The sequence below is a fragment of the Paraburkholderia sp. BR14374 genome (genome assembly GCF_040948685.1).
Taxonomy (GTDB): Bacteria; Pseudomonadota; Gammaproteobacteria; order Burkholderiales; family Burkholderiaceae; genus Paraburkholderia; species Paraburkholderia youngii.
Map to the genome: position 1 here is coordinate 79553 of NZ_JBFPKF010000012.1, position 17713 is coordinate 97265.

The window sequence follows — 17713 nt, forward strand, 5'->3', positions numbered from 1 at the left end:
TCGTACTGTCGTGGATCATGATGCGCCAGTCAGGTGCGCGCGCGCCATCAGGGAGCACACTATGAGAGAGCCGCACCCGCCGTTTCGCCAATGGATGCAATGAGCGCTACGAAGCGAGCGCATAAAAAAAGTCCCCGCGGATTCTCATCCACGGGGACTTCGATCACCTGCATGCAGGCGCTTCTTCACGCACTCAAACGTCAGGCATGATTAAACCCAACCGCGCCATGCCGACGCCCGAGCGTGAGAACAACGCGCTTAGGCAGCCGCTGCGTCCTTCAGCTTCTTCAGCGCGCGTGCCTTGATGCGCACGCTTGCCGGCTTGGCCGGGAACCAGCGCTCTTCACCCGTGAACGGGTCCTTGCCGAAGCGCTTCTTCTTCGCCGGCACAGCCTGCACGACGATCTTCAGCAGACCCGACAGCGTGAATTCGCCAGCGCCTTTCTTATGCACCGTGCCGAGGATCGTGTCTTCGAGCGCGGCCAGCACAGCCTTGGCGGTCTTCGGTTCCACTGCAGCACGCTCAGCGATGTGAGCTGCCAACGAGGCCTTCGTGAAGGTGTCCTTGATCGGCGTCGGTGCGCCAGACGCCTTCACGGCGACCTTCTTGGCTGCGACGGCTTTCTTCGCAGGGACTTTCTTTGCAGCAACCTTCTTGCTCGGTACCGGGGCAGCAGCCTTCTTGGCCACCTTTTTTGCGGAAGTCGGCATGTTTCTCCTACCTGTTGTGGTCAGTGAATTGCTCGAAGCGCACACGGTATGTGCACGCTTCAACGCCGGATTCTACAAGCGCTAAAGCGATTTGCGCGACTCTTTTATGTATTGCGATGAAGTTTTTTGCGTGGCGCCAACGGTCCAACACGTTTTAGTACCTGTTTTAGCGGCTAAAACGTGCGCGGCAAGGTCTTTAACAGGCATGAGTAACGCTCGTTACAGTTCGTTTCTGCGGCGGTTTCGAGGTGGTCGCGGCGAGGCGAGCTGGTGTTTTCGTCCCTTGAATCAGGGCATTTTCTTCGTTTGACACGTCAAGCAACGCAACCCCGACGCTTCGACGATGCCTACGCCGCGCTTGCGCCGAGTTCCGGTTCAGCGAGCGATGCGCGGCAGGATGCCGGCGAGCTTCGTCAGCGCCGTGTCGATATGCTCGGCCGCGATGCTGCCATAGCCGAACATCAGCCCAGGCTGCGGTGTCACGCGATGGTGAAATGGCGCGAGTCCATAGAGGCCGATCGACGCTTCACGCGCGGCGGTGACGAGCGCCTCTTCGCCGAGCGACGCCAACGGCCCCTTCAGCCGCGCCGCCAGATGGATGCCGGCAGTCGGCACGATCGGTTCGAACCAGCGCGCGAGGTCGCCTTGCAGATGCTCGAGCAGCATCGCGCGGCGCGCCGCATAAGCCTTGTGCATGCGCCGCAGATGGCGCGCGAAGTCGCCATTGAGCATGAACGCCGCGAGCGCCGTTTGCGTCAGCGTGCAGCCGTGACAATCAGCGATCTGCCGCGCCTTCAGCAGCGGGCCGAGCAACGACGCCGGCGGCACCAGGTAGCCGATGCGCAGCTCGGGAAAGATCGTCTTCGAAAACGTGCCGACATAGGCGACGAGACCGGCGCGATCGAGGCTCTTCAGCGGCTCCATCGGCCGGCCTTCGAAACGGTACTCGCAGTCGTAGTCGTCCTCGATGATGACCGCGCCGCGTTTTTGCGCCCATTCGAGCAGTTCGACGCGACGCTCGAGGCTCATCGGCATGCCGAGCGGAAACTGATGCGAAGGCGTCACGTAGACCAGTCGTGCCTTGTCCGGCAGCTTGCCGACGATCAGGCCTTCGCTATCGACCGGAACCGGCACCACGCGCGCGCCCGTCACCGTGAAGCAGGCATGCGCGGGCGGGTAGCCGGGGTCTTCGATGGCCGCGATTTCGCCGGGCCGCAGCGTGATGCGCGCGATCAGATCGAGCGCGTGCTGCGCGCCCTGCGTGACGATCACGTCGTCCCAGTTGCTCGACACCGCGCGGTTGAAGGCGAGGTAGCGCGAAATTGCGAGCCGCAGCTGCTGCTCACCGGCGGCCTCGCGATAGGTGCCGGGGCTGCGCGCCTGGCTGCGTAGCGCGTGATTCACGCAGCGGCGCCAGACGTCGAAGGGAAACAGCGTCTTGTCGGTCGCTCCGCCGATGAAGTCGAGCGGCGACGGCACCGACGGCCGCGGCAACGGCAGACTGTCGGGCAACTGCTGCCACAGCGGCTGCGCGCGTGCGGCGGCGTTCGCTTGCGCGGCGTCGCGCTCGCGCGAACGAGCCGCCGCGCGCGCCTGCGCGGAGCGCTCGGCGGGCAGCCGTTCGAGCCCGTCGGCGACGAAGGTGCCCGAACCGGCGCGGGCGCTCAGATAGCCTTCGGACAGCAGCCGCTCGAAAACATCGAGCGTAGTCTTGCGCGATACACCGAGCTGCGTCGCGAGATCGCGCGTGGACGGCAGACGCGTGCCGCCGGCGAGACGCCCTTCGAGAATGCCCGCGCGCAACTGCCGATAAATCTGTCCGGACAGATCGTGATGGCCTTCGACCGCGATGTGAATGTCCATTCGGGTGGTTACCTCAAATAACGGCGAAATGGTTATTTCGAACGACCAGTGGCGAACGTAAGCTTACCTCCACGGACGCCCATTTGGACGCCCCTCGCACGTTCACGAGGACTCTCTGATGCAAGCACGTCTCGACTTTTACAAGGCCAGCCCGAGCGGCACGCGCGCGATGCTCGCGCTCGAGGAAACGATCGGCAAGAGCACGATCGACAAGACGCTCGCCGAACTCGTGCGGATTCGCGCGTCGCAATTGAACGGCTGCGCGTTCTGCCTCGACATGCACGTGAGCGACGCGCGCAAGCATGGCGAAACCGAACGGCGTCTGGCGACGGTGGCCGCGTGGCGCGAAGCGCCGTTTTTCACGACGCGCGAACGCGCGGCGCTCGAATGGACCGAGGCGGTGACGCTGGTCGCGCAAACGCGCGTACCGGATACGGTATGGGAAGCAGTGAAGCCGCATTTCAGCGAGCAGGAAATCAGCGACCTGACGCTGCTGATCGTTGCGATCAACGGCTGGAATCGGATTGCGGTGTCGTTCAGGAAGATGCCCGAGTAAGCGGCGCGCCTTCGCGGGGCCTCAGAAGATCACGGAAACCGCCACCGCGAGCCAGATCGCGGTCACGCCCGTGAGAAACAGATGCCGCGCGATGCGCACGCGCGAGTCGCTGTTCTCCGGCTCGACGGGACTCGTCGCCATCCAAGGCACGAGCCCGAGGCATGCGAAGCCGGCCAGCGCGAGCACGAAGACCACGATGTCGGCCTTATGCCAGGCGGTCGGCTCATACATGCCCCAGTAGCCGAGAAACACGATGCCGATCGAGAACACGGTCGCGGAAGCGGCGCTGAGCGCGGGCACCGAGCCAGTGGGAGTCGGCATGCTTGACCTCCGATCGTCAGGTTGCGGCGGCGCTCGAGCGCGGCGCCGTTCGCCCGATCCGCGTTCGCGCCGACCGCGGCGAGCCGTCAGGAAGTGCGGGTCTGGCGCGCTTCGTACGTCTTCAGATGACTATAGGCGATGCGCAGCAGCGACAGGCCGTGATCGCCCTTTTGCGCGTCGCCGCCGCGCGTGATCAGGTCGCCGAGAATATGATCCGCCTCGGTGTGCGAGCGGTTTTCGACGTCGCGCAACATCGACGCGGTCAACGGCGACGGCGCCAGCAGCACCTGGACGGCGCGCGCGTCGAAGTCCGCGTCCATCATGAAGCCGTTGTGTTCGGCTACCGCGCGGCATTCGCCGAGCAGCTTCTCGATCACGCGCTTGCCGTCGGGCGCAGCCAGAATATCGCCGACCGAGCCGCGCATCAAGCAGGTGCTTCCGGCTAAGGTGGCGAGGAACACCCATTTCTCCCACATGCGCAGCAGGATATTGTCGCTGACCGCGACCTCGAATTTGGCGCCCGACATCGCATCGGCGATTGCCTGGGTGCGCTCCGACGTGCCGCCCACGAGTTCGCCGAACGTAATCGCCTGCATGTCGTTCAGATGCATGATGTGCTGCTCCGCATTGAGCGTCGCGGCGATCACGCACTGGCCGCCGAGCACGCGCTCCTTGCCGAAGCGCGCGCTCAGCACCTCGATATGGCGCATGCCGTTGAGCATCGGCAGGATCAGCGTGTCTTCGCCGACGAATGGCGTGAACGAATCGATTGCGTCATCGAGACTGTAGGCTTTGCAGCTCAGCAGCACGAGGTCGAACGGCTCGCTGGCGACACCGGCCAGTATCGTCTTCACGTCGCGCAACTGGAGATTGCCCCGTGGGCTGTTGATGACAAGGCCGTCGCGCCGCAGCTTTTCCGCGCGACCGGCGCGGACGAGGAAGGTCACGTCCTGCCCCGCCGCCGCCAGACGTCCGCCGAAATAACCGCCTACCGCGCCCGCCCCTACTACCAGAATTCGCATCGTGAGCCTCTTGAAAGATTTCGGTTTGCCGATCATGCGCGTCGCTGGTGGACGCATCCCGATAGTGCCGCGTGTGTGCTTCTTGTGCAGAATGTAGCAAAGATTGGGAATCGGTTCCGGGGAGCGTTGCCCGTGGGTCCACGGTGCCCGTTGCATGGCGTGCGCGCAGCAGCCCGAACAGACCGGCGCGCCGCGCGAATCCAACAAGTTTTACGACGGAACGGACGCTTTGCGATAACGCCGCCAAGCGATGAGGCTGCCAATGGCGATGACGGTCGCAATGACCAGGGTTGATGCGAGGAACATGAGCAACGTACATGTGTCCTCGACGTCCAACGCGTCAGGGCTGTAATCGGGGTCCAGCCAGAGTAGCGCCTGTCGAATGGCGATTGACAGCCAGATCGGTATGTCGAAGACGAAATGCGCCAACAGGAAGCGGGTCATATGCAATCCTCCCAAGCAGGACAACGCAAACCCGGCAATACACCAAGCAAAGATTGCAATGCGCTTCATCGGACTTCCACCCGCCCGTACGCTTTCATGTTGCTGCCTGGAATGGTCAAATCAGGTTTTCGTGAGCGGATGTAGCGCTGTAGCCGCTCGAAGTCATCGCCGCTCTGTACGGTGATGCAACCATCGCTTTCGCGCAACGGGCCCTCAGGGTGCAGGCGGAAGTTACCGCGACGGACACCATGAATCAGGGTGCTGTCGCCGCCTTGAGCATTCCAGAGCATGAACCATTTCCTTCGGTCCGTACTGCCAAAGTGCCCGTTGTTCAGATCGCGTAACCAACCCAATCGGCCACCCGATTGGCGATCTACGAGATAGTAAGTCCCACGCGGGATAGCGCCGACCATGGGCATCGAAGCAGCATCAGGATTATCGCGCCCCACGCCGCGACCGGAATACGCTTCGACCTTACCAAATCCAGGACAATCGAAACTCGACATCTCGCGCTTATTGAGCGTGAAAGTACAGAAAACAGGCATTGTTCTTCTCCCCTTCAGCACTGATGTCCGCGCACATAAATCAAATCACTACTGTCTGCGCCGCGATCGCACTTGAACCAAAGATGCAGGGCTATCTTCATGATTGTGGATTCCTTGAATCGTGAGTAGGACTACCCTTTTACCATCGCTTGCCGGCCGAATACATGACCTCGGCCGCTTGCTTCTCACATTTGACGATCCGTCACATTCAAGCGTCGCTCGAACGAGTACACGAATGCATGCACCATGCACCGCTCTAGTCACATCAGAAGTCTTTCACGTGAATCCCCTACTTGACGCGCGGATGCGTCAGCGTCACGCGTCCCGCCGCCTTCACTGCGCCGCCACCGTTTCGCCCTGCTGCCACCCGCCCCCCAGCGACCGGTACAGCGCGATCGCCGAAAGCGCGTGCTCGCGCCGGGCCTGGTTCAGCGACTCGGAGTCGCGCAGATACGCTTGCTGCGCGTCGAGCACATCGAGGAAGCTCGACGCGCCGCCCTTGTACAACTCGGTAGACAGACGCAGCGCATGACTCGATGCATCGAGCGCACCGGCCAGGCGCTGCACCTGCGCCGCGCCGCTGACGAGATCGCTGCGATTGTCCTCGACTTCCTTCAGCGCCTGCAGCATCGTCTGTTGCAAGCCGAGCTGCGATTCGCGCATGCGGCTCTCGCTCGCGTCGATGTTCGCGGTGATTCGCCCAGCGTTGAAGATCGGGCTCGTTGCATTCAACGCGGCGCTGAACAGATTGTCGGTCAGCGTCGGCAAGCCGAGGTACGACGATGCGAGCAGCCCATTCGTCAGGTTGATCTTGAACTGCGGATAGCGCTGGGCTTTCGATACTCCCACTTCCGCCGCACGCTGTTCGACGAGCGCATAAGCGGTGCGCACGTCGGGCCGATGCAGCAACGCGTCGGACGGCAATTCCTGCGGCGCGCTTTGCGCAGGCACCGGAATCTCGCGCGCGCTGGAAAGCAGCAGCGTATCGAGACTTTCCGGCGTACGCCCCGAATACACGGCGATCAGGCTCAGCTGATGCTGGACCGTCGATTGCATGCGCGGAATCTGTGCCTGCAAGTCCTGCAACTGATTTTGCGCGCGGGCGACGTCGAGCTGAGTCGACAGTCCGTAATGCAGACGCGCCTGCGTGAGCTTCAGCGCGCGGCTGCGAATCTGCTCGTTGTCGTCGAGGATCTGCAATTGAGCCTGCGCCCAGCGCAGATCGATGTACGCAGCCGCCGTGTTCGCCGCGAGCGCGAGCCGCACCTGGTTCAGCGCCGCAACGCTACCCGACACCTGCGCCTGCGACGCGAGCACCGCGAGCCGTTCGCCGCCGAACACGTCAGGCGTCCAGCTCGCGGCGAGGCCGAAGCCGGCCTGGCGCACATAGCCGAGCGGCGGCGGCGTATTCTGCCGCTCGGTCGATGCGCCCGCGTTCGCATTCAGCTCCGGCAGCAGCGCCGCGCGATTCTGCGTCACCAAGTCCTGCGATTGCTTCACACGCTCGGCCGCGGCCTGCACGTCGAGGTTGCCGGTCAACACCGATTCGATCAGCTGATGCATGACCGGGTCGCCGAATTGCGCCCACCAGGCATCGGTGTTCACGCTGTCTTGCGGTGCGTCGACGCTCCAGGCGGCCGGAGCCAGCGTCTGCACCGCATGCGGCAAATCCGCGTGCGTGGCCGGTTGCACCGCGCAGGCCGCGAGCGTCAAAAATGCCGCGCCCGCCACTAACTTCATCACCATCCGTTTCATGTTGGACTCCTAGTGGGCATCGGGCGGGGGCGCGGTGTTGCCGAACGGGCGTGAGAACAGCACGCTCAGCAAGGCGACCACGAAGCACAGCGCAACCGCCAGAAAGGCGTCGGAGAACGCGAGCACCAGCGCTTCGCGCATCAATGCCTCGTGCAATTCGGCCAGCCCCGCATTCGCGGCATTCAATACGTTGCCGCCGACTGCCGACAGATACTCGGCCTGCTTCTGCAAGATCGATTCGACCACCGGACGGCCCGCGTTCAGATGTTCGTCGAGCCGTTCGTAATGAAGATTCAGACGGTCGTTCAACATCGTGCTGCTGACCGCGATGCCGATCGCGCCGCCGAGATTACGCATCAGATTGAACAGCCCGCTCGCGGAGCGCAGCCGCGACGGCGGCAGCGCGCCGAGCGCCATCGTCACGATCGGCGGAATACAGAACTGCTGGCCAATTCCGCGCAATGCTTGCGGGATCAGCAACTGCTGCCAGCCCCATTGGTTCGTCAACGGCACGTACAGATAGCAGCCGATGCCGAACAGCGCGAGGCCGAACACCATCAGCAAGCGCATGTCGACGAAGCGCGCGAGCGTCGAGTACGCGCCAAGCGCGAGCAACTGAAAACAACCGACCGACAGCAACGCGAGACCGATCTGCAACGAATCGAAGCCGCGCACGCGGGCAAGAAACACCGGCGTCAGAAACACGGTGCAGAAGATGCCGACCCCGGTGATGAACGACAGCAGACTGCCGATGCCGAAGTTGCGCAACGCCAGCGCGCGCAGGTCGACGATCGGTTCCTTCGCGGTGAACGCATGCACGAGGAACAGAAACCCGCAGATCGCCGCGACCCACGCGCACAGCACGATCACGTCGTCGCCGAACCAGTTCTTGCGCGGCCCTTCTTCGAGCACGTATTCGAGGCAGCCGAGAAAACCCGACATCAGCAGGATGCCGATGTAGTCGCCCTTCTTCAGCAGCGACAGATCGACCCTGTCGATATGCACGTACTTCGGCACCAGCAGCGTGACGGCGACGCCCGGCACCAGGTTCAGATAGAACAGCCAGTGCCACGACCATTGCGACGTGATCCAGCCGCCGATCACCGGGCCGATCGTCGGTGCCAGCGACGCGAGCGCGCCGATCGTCGTCGAAGCGATCAAACGCTGCTTGCCGGGAAACAGTACGAACGCGGTCGTAAACACGGTCGGGATCATTGCGGCGCCGAGCGCGCCTTGCAGACCGCGAAACAGGATCATCGAGTTGATGTCCCATGCGAGGCCGCACAGCATGCTGGTCACCGTGAAGCCGAACGCGGAGAACGTGAAGAGCCACCGCGTCGAAAACACGCGCGTGAGCCACCCCGACATCGGAATCACGATGATCTCCGCGATCAGATACGAGGTCTGCACCCACGACAGTTCGTCCTGACTCGCGGACAGCCCGCCACCGATATCGCGCAGCGACGAGGCGACGATCTGGATATCGAGGGTCGCCATGAAAAAGCCCACGCACATCAGCGCGAATGCGAAGACCTTGGTGCGGGTCGGCTGGTCGGCGGGGTTGTCGAGAACGTCGGTCATGATCGGTTCATCCTTGCGCGGCCGGATGGCCCGCATCGACGTGCACTTTCACGGTCGCGGAGAGGCCGGGACGCAACACGCCTTGCATGTTCTTCGGCACGTCGAGGCGCACGCGCACCGGCACGCGCTGCACGATCTTCGTGAAGTTGCCGGTCGCGTTTTCCGCGGGCAATACGCTGAAAGTCGCGCCGGTCGCCGGCGCAAGACTTTCGACCACGCCGTGCAGCGCGGTATTCGACGCGTCGAGCTGGACCTCGACGCTGTCGCCCGCGCGCATCTTGCGCAGCTGGTCTTCCTTGAAGTTCGCATCGATCCACAGGCCGCTCGCGGGTACGACGGTCAGCAGCGACACGCCGGTGTTCGCGAGCAGCCCGACGCGCGCGGTCCGATTGCCGACATAGCCGTCGATCGGACTGCGGATCGTCGTGTATTCCACGTTCAACGCGGCGACGCGCTGCGCGGCCTGCGCGGTCGCGATGCGCGCTTTCGCGTCGCCGATCTGCGCGTCGAGCACCGCGATCTGGCGTTGCGCCGCGAGCAGCGCCGCGCCGCTGCGATCGACCGCGGCGCGCGCTTTGGTCAGATCGGCATCGGCTTTCTCGACGACCTGGTTCGACACCGCGTCGTCCTTCACGAGCTCGCGGTAGCGTATCTGGTCGGCCGCGCTGCGCGTCAGTTCGGCGCCCGACGCGCGGACCTCCGCGGCCTGCTCGTTGATCGCCGCGAGCTGCAGCGATTTCTTTGCTTCGAGCTCGGTGACGGCGGCCTGCGCGCTTTCCACTTCCGCGTTGGCCTGCGCGAGACGCGCGTCGTAATCGCGGGCGTCGAGACGCACCAGCACCTGGTTCGCATGCACGAACTCGTTGTCGCGCACCAGCACGTCGGTGACGAAGCCGTTGACCTTCGGCGCCATCACCGTGACATCGCCGCCGACGTAGGCATCATCGGTCGTCTCGATGAAGCGGCCGACGAAGAACCAGTGCGACGTGGCCAGCGCCAGCACGACGAGAACGGACAGAATCGCGAGCAGCATCCACGGGATACGCCGTGCCGCTCGGGCGGGTTGTACCGCGCTCGGGGGCGCGACGGTCGAGGGAGTTGTGGACATGATGTCGATATGTGCGTATGCACTGTTCAGGTTAAAAAAAACGGCGCAGTGCGCCGGCCTGCTACCTTCAGCGTTTATGTCAAAGCGGATCTTTGGTGATGGCAAATAGCTCGCTGCGCAGCGCGGCCGCGCGCTTCACGCCGAAGCGGTGCTCGAACTCGGCCTGCGCGGCGTACCAGTACGCGCGGGCCGAGGCTAGCCGCTGTTCGCCCTCGGGTGTCAGCGAGATCAGCAGCGTGCGCGCATCCGCGCCCAGTGCCTCGCTCGACACGAGCCCGTCGCGGCGCAGCGGCTGAATCGTGCGGACCAGCGTAGTGCGCTGCATGCGCATGGCTTCGGCGATCTGCTTCATCGTCATCGGGCCGGTGCGCTTCAGACGCCCCAGCAGCGAAAACTGCGTGATGGTCAGGCCGACATTCGACAGATGCCGATCATAGATCTGCGATACGTGACGCGCAGCCTGGCGGATCGCAAAGCAGTCGTCGTCTAGGAGCGCTTCCATTCGCTGCACTTCCTTTTGTTCGTTAGTGCATATGCACACAAAGCGGCGTTACAAAACCCGCCGAGGCGGGTTCCGGTGCCGATCTAGTCGGTGATGCTGAACAGCTCCGCGCGCAGCGTCTTCGCGCGGGCGCGACCGAACTTCTTTTCGAATTCGTCCTGCGCGGCGCGCCATGCGACCGAGGCCTGATCGAAGGTGGTTTCGCCCTTTTCCGTCAGGCTGAACAGCAGCGTGCGGCTGTCGTGGTCCGCCGCTTCGGCCAGCACGAGGCCGTCGCGCTGCAGCGGCTTCATTGCGCGGACCAGCGTGGTGCGCTCCATGACCATCGCGTCCGCGAGCTCCGCCATCGGCAGGTTCGGGGTGCGCGCGAGCTTTGCGAGGATCGTGAACTGCGCAGCAGTCAGCCCGACGCTGCCGAGATGGCGCTCGTAGATTTGCGTGACGTGCCGCGCCGCTTGGCGCAGCGCAAAGCAGTTGCATTCGTCGTAGGAGACAGGGCGGTTCATGCAAGCAAGTCTATGTGTGCATATGCACGGTGTCAAGTTTTTCTGTGAGCGGCTGGCAAATGCCTTGTCGGCAGCGCGACGGCGCCCGTTGAGTTTGCGACTTGCCAGCCTCAGTTGTTATGTTATAACATTTCTGGAGATCGGTGCTCCGGCGCTGTCGTTGTCTCAGACGCGCCCCACCGCGACGCTCAACAAAATCCGTCCGACCTATGAGCGGACTGTCCATACTCAATAGCCGCTTATGACCAAGTTGCCTCCCGTTCCCACCGAAACGTCGTCCTGATTGATCGACGGGCTTGCCGTCGCCCGTCGTCCACCTCCAGTTCGCCTGTCCTTCCCTTGCCAGCCAGGGGCGAGGTGGGTGAGCTATTGCCGAACACTTTCGATTCATCAATCGCATCGTCCATAGAGCGAGCAACAACAATGAAAAAACGCACAACGACCGCGCAGGCGGCGATCGTGTTCTGTGCCGTCGTCTCAGGCGCATGGGGCGCTCCGGGCAACGCCGTACTGATGGGCACTGTCTCCGATCCTCTGGGACATCCCGTCGCTCACGCGAAAGTCGAGTTACAGGACGCGAGCGGCGCCTCCGTCAACGTGTCCAGCTCGGACACGTCGGGCCATTTCTCGATCGAGGGGGTGGCACCCGGCACGTATGCGGTCGTCGTCACCGCTACCGGCTTTGCGAGCGGCAGCAGCATCGCGACGACCCGGTCCGGCGCCCCGGCGAGCGTCAGCGTGCAACTGCAAAAGAGCGACACACTCGACGTGCAGGTCAACGCTCGACGTCTGAACGCCGTGCGCAACGGCTTGCTGCCCGAGACAGGCAGCAGCATCTACCGCTTCACTCAGGCCGATATCGACACGATGCCGGCGGGCGCGAACACGCCGCTCAATCAGGTGTTGCTGCAAGCGCCCGGCGTCGCCAACGACTCGTATGGCCAGGTGCATGTGCGCGGCGAGCACGCCAACCTGCAATACCGGATCAACGGCATCACTATTCCGGAACCGATTAGCGGCTTCGGCCAGTCGCTCGACACGCGCATCATCGATCAGATGAACCTGCTGACGGGCGCCCTGCCCGCGCAATACGGCTACCGCACGGCTGGAATCGTCGACATCCGCACCAAATCGGGTGACACAGGCAACGGCGGCTCCATCGACGTATTCGGCGGCAGCCATCAGACCGTCAGAACGAGTGCCGACGTGTTCGGCAGCGAGGGGCCGTTCAGCTACTACCTGAGCGGCTCGCTCGGCATGAACAATCTCGGCATCGAGAATCCGACTGCAAGCGCCAATGCGATTCACGATCACACGCGCGAGGGCAATGCGTTCGGCTATCTGTCGTATCTGATCAACCCGCTCACGCGCGTGAGCCTGCTGTTCGGCGCGACCAGCAACCAGTTCGAGATTCCGAACACGCCGGGGTTGACGCCGAACTTCGCGCTCGCCGGCCACACCACGTTCGATTCGTCGCAACTTAACGAAACGCAATCGGAGCTGAACAACTTCGCGGCGCTGGCGCTTCAGGGCACCAACGGCGGCGCGCTCGACTACCAGGTCGCCTTCTTCACGCGCTATACGCGCACGAAGTTCAATCCCGATCCAATCGGCGACCTGATGTTCAACGGCGTGGCATCGGAGGACTTTCATAGCAACACGGCCAATGGTGTACAGGTCGACACGACCTGGCGAATCAACGACAGTCACACGGTTCGCGCGGGTGTCTTCTTGCAGCAGGAGCACGCGGTATTCGACAACAGCGTGTCGGTTTTCCCAGCCGATGCGGACGGCAACCAGCTTTCTGACGTACCCTTCAACATCCAGGACAGCAGCAGCAAGACCGGCTATCTGTACAGCCTGTACGCCCAGGACGAATGGAAGCTGACCGATCGGCTCACGCTGAACTATGGCTTGCGCTACGACCGCATGGACGAGTACACGAGCGCGAGCCAGTTGAGTCCGCGCGTTGGCCTCGTCTACACGCTCACGCCGTCCACTACGCTGCACGCCGGCTACGCGCGCTACTTCACGCCACCGCCGTTCGAACTCGTGTCCGGCTCGACGATATCGAAGTTCAACGGTACGACCAATCAGAGTCCGACAACCCAGAACGATCCCGTACAGCCGGAACGCAGCCACTACTTCGACCTCGGTATCACGCAGAAACTCGGCCCTGCTGTCACACTCGGACTCGACGCGTACTACAAGAAATCGACCGACTTGCTCGACGAAGGACAGTTCGGCTCCGCGCTGATCTTCACGCCGTTCAACTATCAATACGGCAAAACGTATGGTGTGGAATTCACCGCCAACTACAAACAGGACAACCTCTCTGCGTATCTGAACCTCGCTTATAGCCGCGCGCAAGGTAAGAACATCAACTCCGCGCAGTTCAACTTCGGCGCGGACGAGCTGGCATTCATCTCGAACCACTGGGTGTTTCTCGATCACGACCAGCGCGTGACGGCATCGTTCGGCGCGGCATACGACTTCCACCAAACCACCTTCACGTTCGACGGCATCGTCGGCTCGGGTCTGCGCAGCGGCTTTGCGAACACCGATCGCCTGCCCGTCTATGCGCAGTTCAACCTCGGCGCGATCCAGCACTTCAACGAGCCGATGATCGGCAAGTTCGATGCACGTGTGGTGGTAATCAACGCACTCAATCGCGTGTATCAGTTGCGCGACGGTTCGGGCATCGGCGTCGGCGCGCCGCAGTACGGTCCGCATTTCGCCGTCTATGCGGGCGTGACGAAGTACTTCTGAACGACCGTTAGGAGAACCATCATGCAGGAATGGACAGGCTTTATCGCGGCGATGCGTAGTGGCGGATGGATCATGTATCCGCTCAGCGTGCTCGGCGTGCTCGCGTTGACGATCATCATCGAGCGGGCCTATGTGTTTGCCCGCTTCGCAAGCGCACCGGCGCGTCTTCTGCAACCCGCGTCAGCCGATGACCACCGGCTCGACGGCCTCGCCCCGTACCACGCGTTTCGGCGCATGGCCGCGCCATGGCAGCCAGAAACGAATGCGCCGCTGTGGCTGCGCGAGGCGTCGGCGCAATCGATCGCGTCGCAGATCGAGCGCGACATGGGGCGAGGTCTGTGGCTGCTCGAAACGATCGTCACGGCGGCGCCGCTGCTCGGCCTGCTCGGCACGATCGTCGGGATGATGAAATCGTTCCAGCTGTTCGGCGGTAATGGGCTCGTCGATCCGGGCGGTGTCACGGGCGGGGTCGCACAGTCGCTGGTGGCGACCGCGATCGGCTTGATCGTCGCGGTCTTCGCGCTGTTCGCGTTCAACTATTTTTCACGGCGGCTCGAGCGTCTGATGGATGAGCTCGAACTGTTCGCCAACGCGCGACTCAGCGCACTGCGCCTGCAGCACGAGACGCGCGGAGAGCGAGGATGAAACTCAAACGCTCGCGCGCCTCGCGGCGCGGCCGCATCGAAATCATTCCGATGATCGACGTGATGTTCTTTCTGCTCGCGACCTTCATGCTCGCCTCGCTCACAATGCAGCGTCTCGATGCGGTGCGAATCAATCTGCCTTCGGGACACGCGCAGCCGATCAGCGCGAGCGAGCCGCTGACGATATCGGTGAGCGGCAACGACGAGGTCTCAGTCAATCGCCATGTCGTTCGCGCGGATCAGATCGAGCCCGAAGTAAAGCGCCTGCTGCGCGCGGACGGTAACGTCGTGATCGCGGCCGACGATCACGCGGGTCACGGCGCGGTCGTGCAGGCGATGCTCGCGGCGCGTCGCGCGGGCGCCGAACACTTTCTGATCGCCGTGCATCGTGATTGAAGGTCGCCGCGATTGGTTCGAGAGACGCGCCGCGAGGACGCTGCGTACTGCCATCGCGACTCTGATCGCGCTCGGTATCTGGCTGCTGGTGCTGGTCACACTGTCTGCCGGATTGCCCAGACCGGCCCGGCCAGTCCCGCCGCCTGCTCCGCTGGATATGCACGTCGTCGTGCTCGACGAACCCGCGGCGTCAGAATCCCGCACGCCGCAACCTGCTACCCCGGTTCCGGCGAAACCGGCACCAACGCATCTGCAGACGCAATCGCGCACACCGATGCGTCGCGCGATGCCGCCTGCGCCAGGCGAGCCCCGAACGCAGACGACGACCTCCGCCGCAACGCCGTCTGCACCGGTTGCAAGTCCAGCGCAACACCCGCCGCAAGATGAGCGGCCGGAACAAACGGCTGCCGCGGGATCTCGGCAATCATCCGCACAGCACGACGCGGCGCCGAGCGCCTCAGCAAGCTCCGACACTGCCGCCCGCTCCATTTCGCAACCATTGCCGTCGCTGCCCGACGATCTGCGCGAACAGGCCTATCAAACAACGGCGACAGCCCGCTTCACGATCCACGCCGATGGCTCGGTCGATGTCGAGCTCGTTCGGGCAACGCCAAACCCACGTCTCAATCAGCTGCTGCTCGATACGTTGCGGCGCTGGCGCTTTTTTCCCGCGCTGCGCGACGGCCGGCCCGTCGAAAGCACGCAGGACGTCCGCGTGCATTTCAACGTCAGCTGAGCCCTCACCGCAGATCCGCACGCAGCTCACGCACACCTTTGCCGAGTCGTTGGCGCAACAGCGTGCGTAACGTGGCACCGTCGACATAACCGACCTCGGCCGCGATCGCGTCGATGCCGAGGCCGCTGCCATGCAGCAGCGACTGCGCATGCTCGACACGCAGATCCTGAAAGTACGCCAACGGCGATTTGCCGAGCACGTCCTGGCAACGACGCTGCAGCGTGCGCGCGCTCGTCGCCAGTGCGGCCGCCGCGTGCTGCAGCGAGAACCCTTCCTTCAGATGATCGCGCGCCCATCGCTCGAAGCGCTGAATCAGCGGATCGGCCTGCGCCAGGTGGTTGGGAATGATGTACGGTGCCTGCGATGAGCGCAGATCCGCGAGCAGATAGCGCGACACGAGCGCGGCCAGTTCGGGGCTCGCGCGACGGATCAGCCACAGCGCGAGATCGAGATGCCCCATCGCCGCGCCCGCCGTCACCCCGACCTCCGTTGGCACCAGCATGCGCGACTCGTCGAGCAGCACCGCCGGATAGCGTTGCCGGAACAATGGACTCAGCCACCAGGTCGTGGTCGCTTCGCGATGATCGAGGAGTCCGGTTTCCGCGACGAGGAACGTGCCGATGCACGACGCGGCGAGCAACGTGCCCTGTGCATGCCACGCAAGCAATTGCTCCGTGGCGTCGCGCACGTCCGGCCGTTCGAGCGCCGGCACCAGTTGCTCCGGTGTGCCGGTGCCGAGCGCGGGAATGATCACCCAGTCCGGTCTCAGGTCGGCGGTGATCGCTTGCACGGGGATGGCGAACCCCTGCCCCGACTGGACCTTCCTGCGCACGCCGACGATCGACAGATCGAAGTGCGGCCGCCCGCCCATTTTCGCGGCCGCGAACCGGTTCGCGAGCGAGAACGCGTCGAGCATGACGGTGAGGCCGGTGTCGAACAGCCCCTGCAGGGCGAGGATCGCGATGCGCATGGCGTAAATGACCCTAAAGTTGTCATTTGCGACGATACAGCTTTTTCCGGCCGAGGGCTACAGTGAACTCCGTTGTACACCGCAACGAACGTCGACCACGGAGGTCACTGATGAAAGTTTTCGCCATCGCATCCGCACAACCGACCCTCACGCCGGACAAGCTGCAGCAGCATTTGCCTCACGAGGTGCCGGCCACTTTGCAGTTCTATCTGGACGGCAAGATCGAGCAGTTCTGGTTCCGCGACAAGGCCGGGCCGATCTTCCTGATGAACGTCGCATCGGTCGACGAGGCCAGGTCGATACTCGACGCGTTGCCGCTCGTGGCCGACGGGCTGATGAAGTATGAGTATTTGCCGGTGGGACCGCTCGCGCCGCTCGGGCGGCTGATTCAGAAGGGTTGATGTTGCTGGCGGGATGAACGGTGCCGCCGGCCTGGCCGGTGGCACGCTTGCAGATGCATCACTGCCCGACCTTCTCGGATTCAACCACGAGGTCCAGTACATAAGCCACCGACGGCCCGTCGGCAGGCGGGTTCCTGATCGTAAAACGCTTGACGCGCACCACGTTACGGATGCCCGGCGTGTGCGTATAGCCTTCGATATTCTGATTGAACGGCTGCCACGGACCGGGCGTGCCGGTGGCCAGCCCCTGCTCGTCGAAGAAGCGTTCGCGCACGAGCAGGCATTGCCCGTCCGGTATCAACGGATGGGTGCACGGCACCGACTGCGGCGCCACCTCCAGGAACGCAATTTGACCGGGGCCGCCGTAGCGCGTCTCGGCCGTCGGCACGCCGGTAAAGCTCAGCGTATCGCCGTTATCCGTGACGAGTTGCAGGCGCGGCCCGTTGTCGCGCGCGAGCAGGTTCACGTTGACGCTGCCGCGCACTCGCTGCGAGATCGCATCGTCGAGTGCGGCAAGCGCGGGGTCGTTGCAGGCCATCATCGTGGTGACCATCGGGCCGATCTGCAGATATCCCTTCCTCACCGTGTAACCCGCTCCCATGTTGTTGCAGCTATTGACGACGGTGATCCGATACGGACTGAAGTCCAGTTGCACCGGTTTGTCCGGGCGCGCGAACAGCGCATCGATGCGGTTGCCGTGGCTGTCGATCGCGTTGCTCAGCTGCCAGTGGTAGCGGGTCAGCTGATCGGTGCCGGTCGGCGCCGCCGGGTTCGCCGCGGCCGTGGTCGGCGCGGGAGCCGGCGCTGTCACTTCGGGTGTCTGCGCGCACGCGGCGAGAACGAGCGGCAGCAGGAGCAAGCGGTATTTCACGTCGGCACCTCG

General features: G+C 63.5%; 19 protein-coding genes. 6 read left to right on the forward strand and 13 right to left on the reverse strand.

What is annotated here, in order from left to right; genetic code table 11:
- Positions 1 to 258: 258 nt before the first annotated feature.
- Together AB3X86_RS24890 and AB3X86_RS24895 are read right to left on the reverse strand one after the other, a co-directional pair.
- Entirely contained in the window at positions 259 to 711 is a 453-nt protein-coding gene (locus AB3X86_RS24890; protein ID WP_368598085.1) for an HU family DNA-binding protein, read from the reverse strand.
- Positions 712 to 1086: 375 nt separating this feature from the next.
- Positions 1087 to 2574 carry a PLP-dependent aminotransferase family protein gene (locus AB3X86_RS24895; RefSeq protein WP_368598086.1) on the reverse strand — a complete coding sequence of 496 codons (1488 nt, stop codon included), beginning with the start codon at positions 2572 to 2574 and terminating at the stop codon, positions 1087 to 1089.
- Positions 2575 to 2692: 118 nt separating this feature from the next.
- Between AB3X86_RS24895 and AB3X86_RS24900 the strand changes: the two genes are divergently transcribed.
- A complete protein-coding gene (locus AB3X86_RS24900; RefSeq protein ID WP_368598087.1) occupies positions 2693 to 3130 on the forward strand; it encodes a carboxymuconolactone decarboxylase family protein in 438 nt (145 codons plus the stop codon).
- 21 nt (positions 3131 to 3151) lie between these two features.
- On the opposite strand, the gene AB3X86_RS24905 is transcribed toward AB3X86_RS24900, so the two are convergent.
- From AB3X86_RS24905 to AB3X86_RS24945, 9 genes are all read right to left on the reverse strand, one after another.
- Entirely contained in the window at positions 3152 to 3451 is a 300-nt protein-coding gene (locus AB3X86_RS24905) for a hypothetical protein (protein WP_176106626.1), read from the reverse strand.
- An 86-nt stretch (positions 3452 to 3537) separates the two neighbouring features.
- Positions 3538 to 4473 carry a 2-dehydropantoate 2-reductase gene (gene panE, locus AB3X86_RS24910; protein ID WP_368598088.1) on the reverse strand — a complete coding sequence of 312 codons (936 nt, stop codon included), beginning with the start codon at positions 4471 to 4473 and terminating at the stop codon, positions 3538 to 3540.
- Between the two features lie 210 nt (positions 4474 to 4683).
- Positions 4684 to 4986: a hypothetical protein gene (locus tag AB3X86_RS24915; protein ID WP_368598089.1), complete on the reverse strand. Its 303-nt coding sequence runs from the start codon at positions 4984 to 4986 to the stop codon at positions 4684 to 4686.
- A complete protein-coding gene (locus AB3X86_RS24920) occupies positions 4983 to 5462 on the reverse strand; it encodes a DUF2778 domain-containing protein (RefSeq protein ID WP_368598090.1) in 480 nt (159 codons plus the stop codon). The genes AB3X86_RS24915 and AB3X86_RS24920 overlap by 4 nt, the downstream gene beginning before the upstream one ends.
- A 333-nt stretch (positions 5463 to 5795) precedes the next feature.
- Complete coding sequence (locus tag AB3X86_RS24925) at positions 5796 to 7217, reverse strand: efflux transporter outer membrane subunit (RefSeq protein WP_368598091.1); 1422 nt, start codon at positions 7215 to 7217, stop codon at positions 5796 to 5798.
- Between the two features lie 9 nt (positions 7218 to 7226).
- Positions 7227 to 8798, reverse strand: a complete 1572-nt coding sequence (locus AB3X86_RS24930) for a DHA2 family efflux MFS transporter permease subunit (RefSeq protein WP_368598092.1) — start codon at positions 8796 to 8798, stop codon at positions 7227 to 7229.
- A 7-nt stretch (positions 8799 to 8805) separates the two neighbouring features.
- Positions 8806 to 9906, reverse strand: a complete 1101-nt coding sequence (locus AB3X86_RS24935; RefSeq protein ID WP_368598093.1) for an HlyD family secretion protein — start codon at positions 9904 to 9906, stop codon at positions 8806 to 8808.
- Positions 9907 to 9985: 79 nt separating this feature from the next.
- The gene (locus AB3X86_RS24940; protein ID WP_368598094.1) at positions 9986 to 10408 is read right to left on the reverse strand and encodes a MarR family winged helix-turn-helix transcriptional regulator; all 423 of its coding nucleotides are present in this window, start codon (positions 10406 to 10408) and stop codon (positions 9986 to 9988) included.
- Positions 10409 to 10491: 83 nt separating this feature from the next.
- On the reverse strand, positions 10492 to 10914 hold the full coding sequence (locus tag AB3X86_RS24945) for a MarR family winged helix-turn-helix transcriptional regulator (RefSeq protein WP_368598095.1): 423 nt from the start codon (positions 10912 to 10914) through the stop codon (positions 10492 to 10494).
- A gap of 423 nt (positions 10915 to 11337) precedes the next feature.
- Between AB3X86_RS24945 and AB3X86_RS24950 the strand changes: the two genes are divergently transcribed.
- The 4 genes from AB3X86_RS24950 to AB3X86_RS24965 are packed head-to-tail and all read left to right on the forward strand — an operon-like array spanning position 11338 to position 15459.
- Complete coding sequence (locus tag AB3X86_RS24950; protein WP_368598096.1) at positions 11338 to 13683, forward strand: TonB-dependent receptor; 2346 nt, start codon at positions 11338 to 11340, stop codon at positions 13681 to 13683.
- Positions 13684 to 13704: 21 nt separating this feature from the next.
- Entirely contained in the window at positions 13705 to 14328 is a 624-nt protein-coding gene (locus tag AB3X86_RS24955) for a MotA/TolQ/ExbB proton channel family protein (RefSeq protein WP_368598097.1), read from the forward strand.
- Positions 14325 to 14723 carry an ExbD/TolR family protein gene (locus AB3X86_RS24960; protein WP_368598098.1) on the forward strand — a complete coding sequence of 133 codons (399 nt, stop codon included), beginning with the start codon at positions 14325 to 14327 and terminating at the stop codon, positions 14721 to 14723. The genes AB3X86_RS24955 and AB3X86_RS24960 overlap by 4 nt, the downstream gene beginning before the upstream one ends.
- Positions 14716 to 15459 (forward strand): TonB family protein, encoded by a 744-nt coding sequence (locus AB3X86_RS24965; RefSeq protein WP_368598099.1) that lies wholly within the window; start codon positions 14716 to 14718, stop codon positions 15457 to 15459. Before AB3X86_RS24960 ends, AB3X86_RS24965 begins: the two co-directional genes overlap by 8 nt.
- Before the next feature lie 4 nt (positions 15460 to 15463).
- Here AB3X86_RS24965 and AB3X86_RS24970 read toward each other — a convergent pair whose 3' ends face one another.
- Positions 15464 to 16429 carry a GlxA family transcriptional regulator gene (locus tag AB3X86_RS24970; protein ID WP_176369154.1) on the reverse strand — a complete coding sequence of 322 codons (966 nt, stop codon included), beginning with the start codon at positions 16427 to 16429 and terminating at the stop codon, positions 15464 to 15466.
- Positions 16430 to 16539: 110 nt separating this feature from the next.
- On the opposite strand from AB3X86_RS24970, the gene AB3X86_RS24975 reads away from it, so the two are divergent.
- Positions 16540 to 16830: a hypothetical protein gene (locus AB3X86_RS24975; protein WP_176106638.1), complete on the forward strand. Its 291-nt coding sequence runs from the start codon at positions 16540 to 16542 to the stop codon at positions 16828 to 16830.
- A 58-nt stretch (positions 16831 to 16888) separates the two neighbouring features.
- On the opposite strand, the gene AB3X86_RS24980 is transcribed toward AB3X86_RS24975, so the two are convergent.
- Positions 16889 to 17701, reverse strand: a complete 813-nt coding sequence (locus tag AB3X86_RS24980) for a DUF4377 domain-containing protein (protein ID WP_368598100.1) — start codon at positions 17699 to 17701, stop codon at positions 16889 to 16891.
- Between the last annotated feature and the right edge of the window lie 12 nt (positions 17702 to 17713).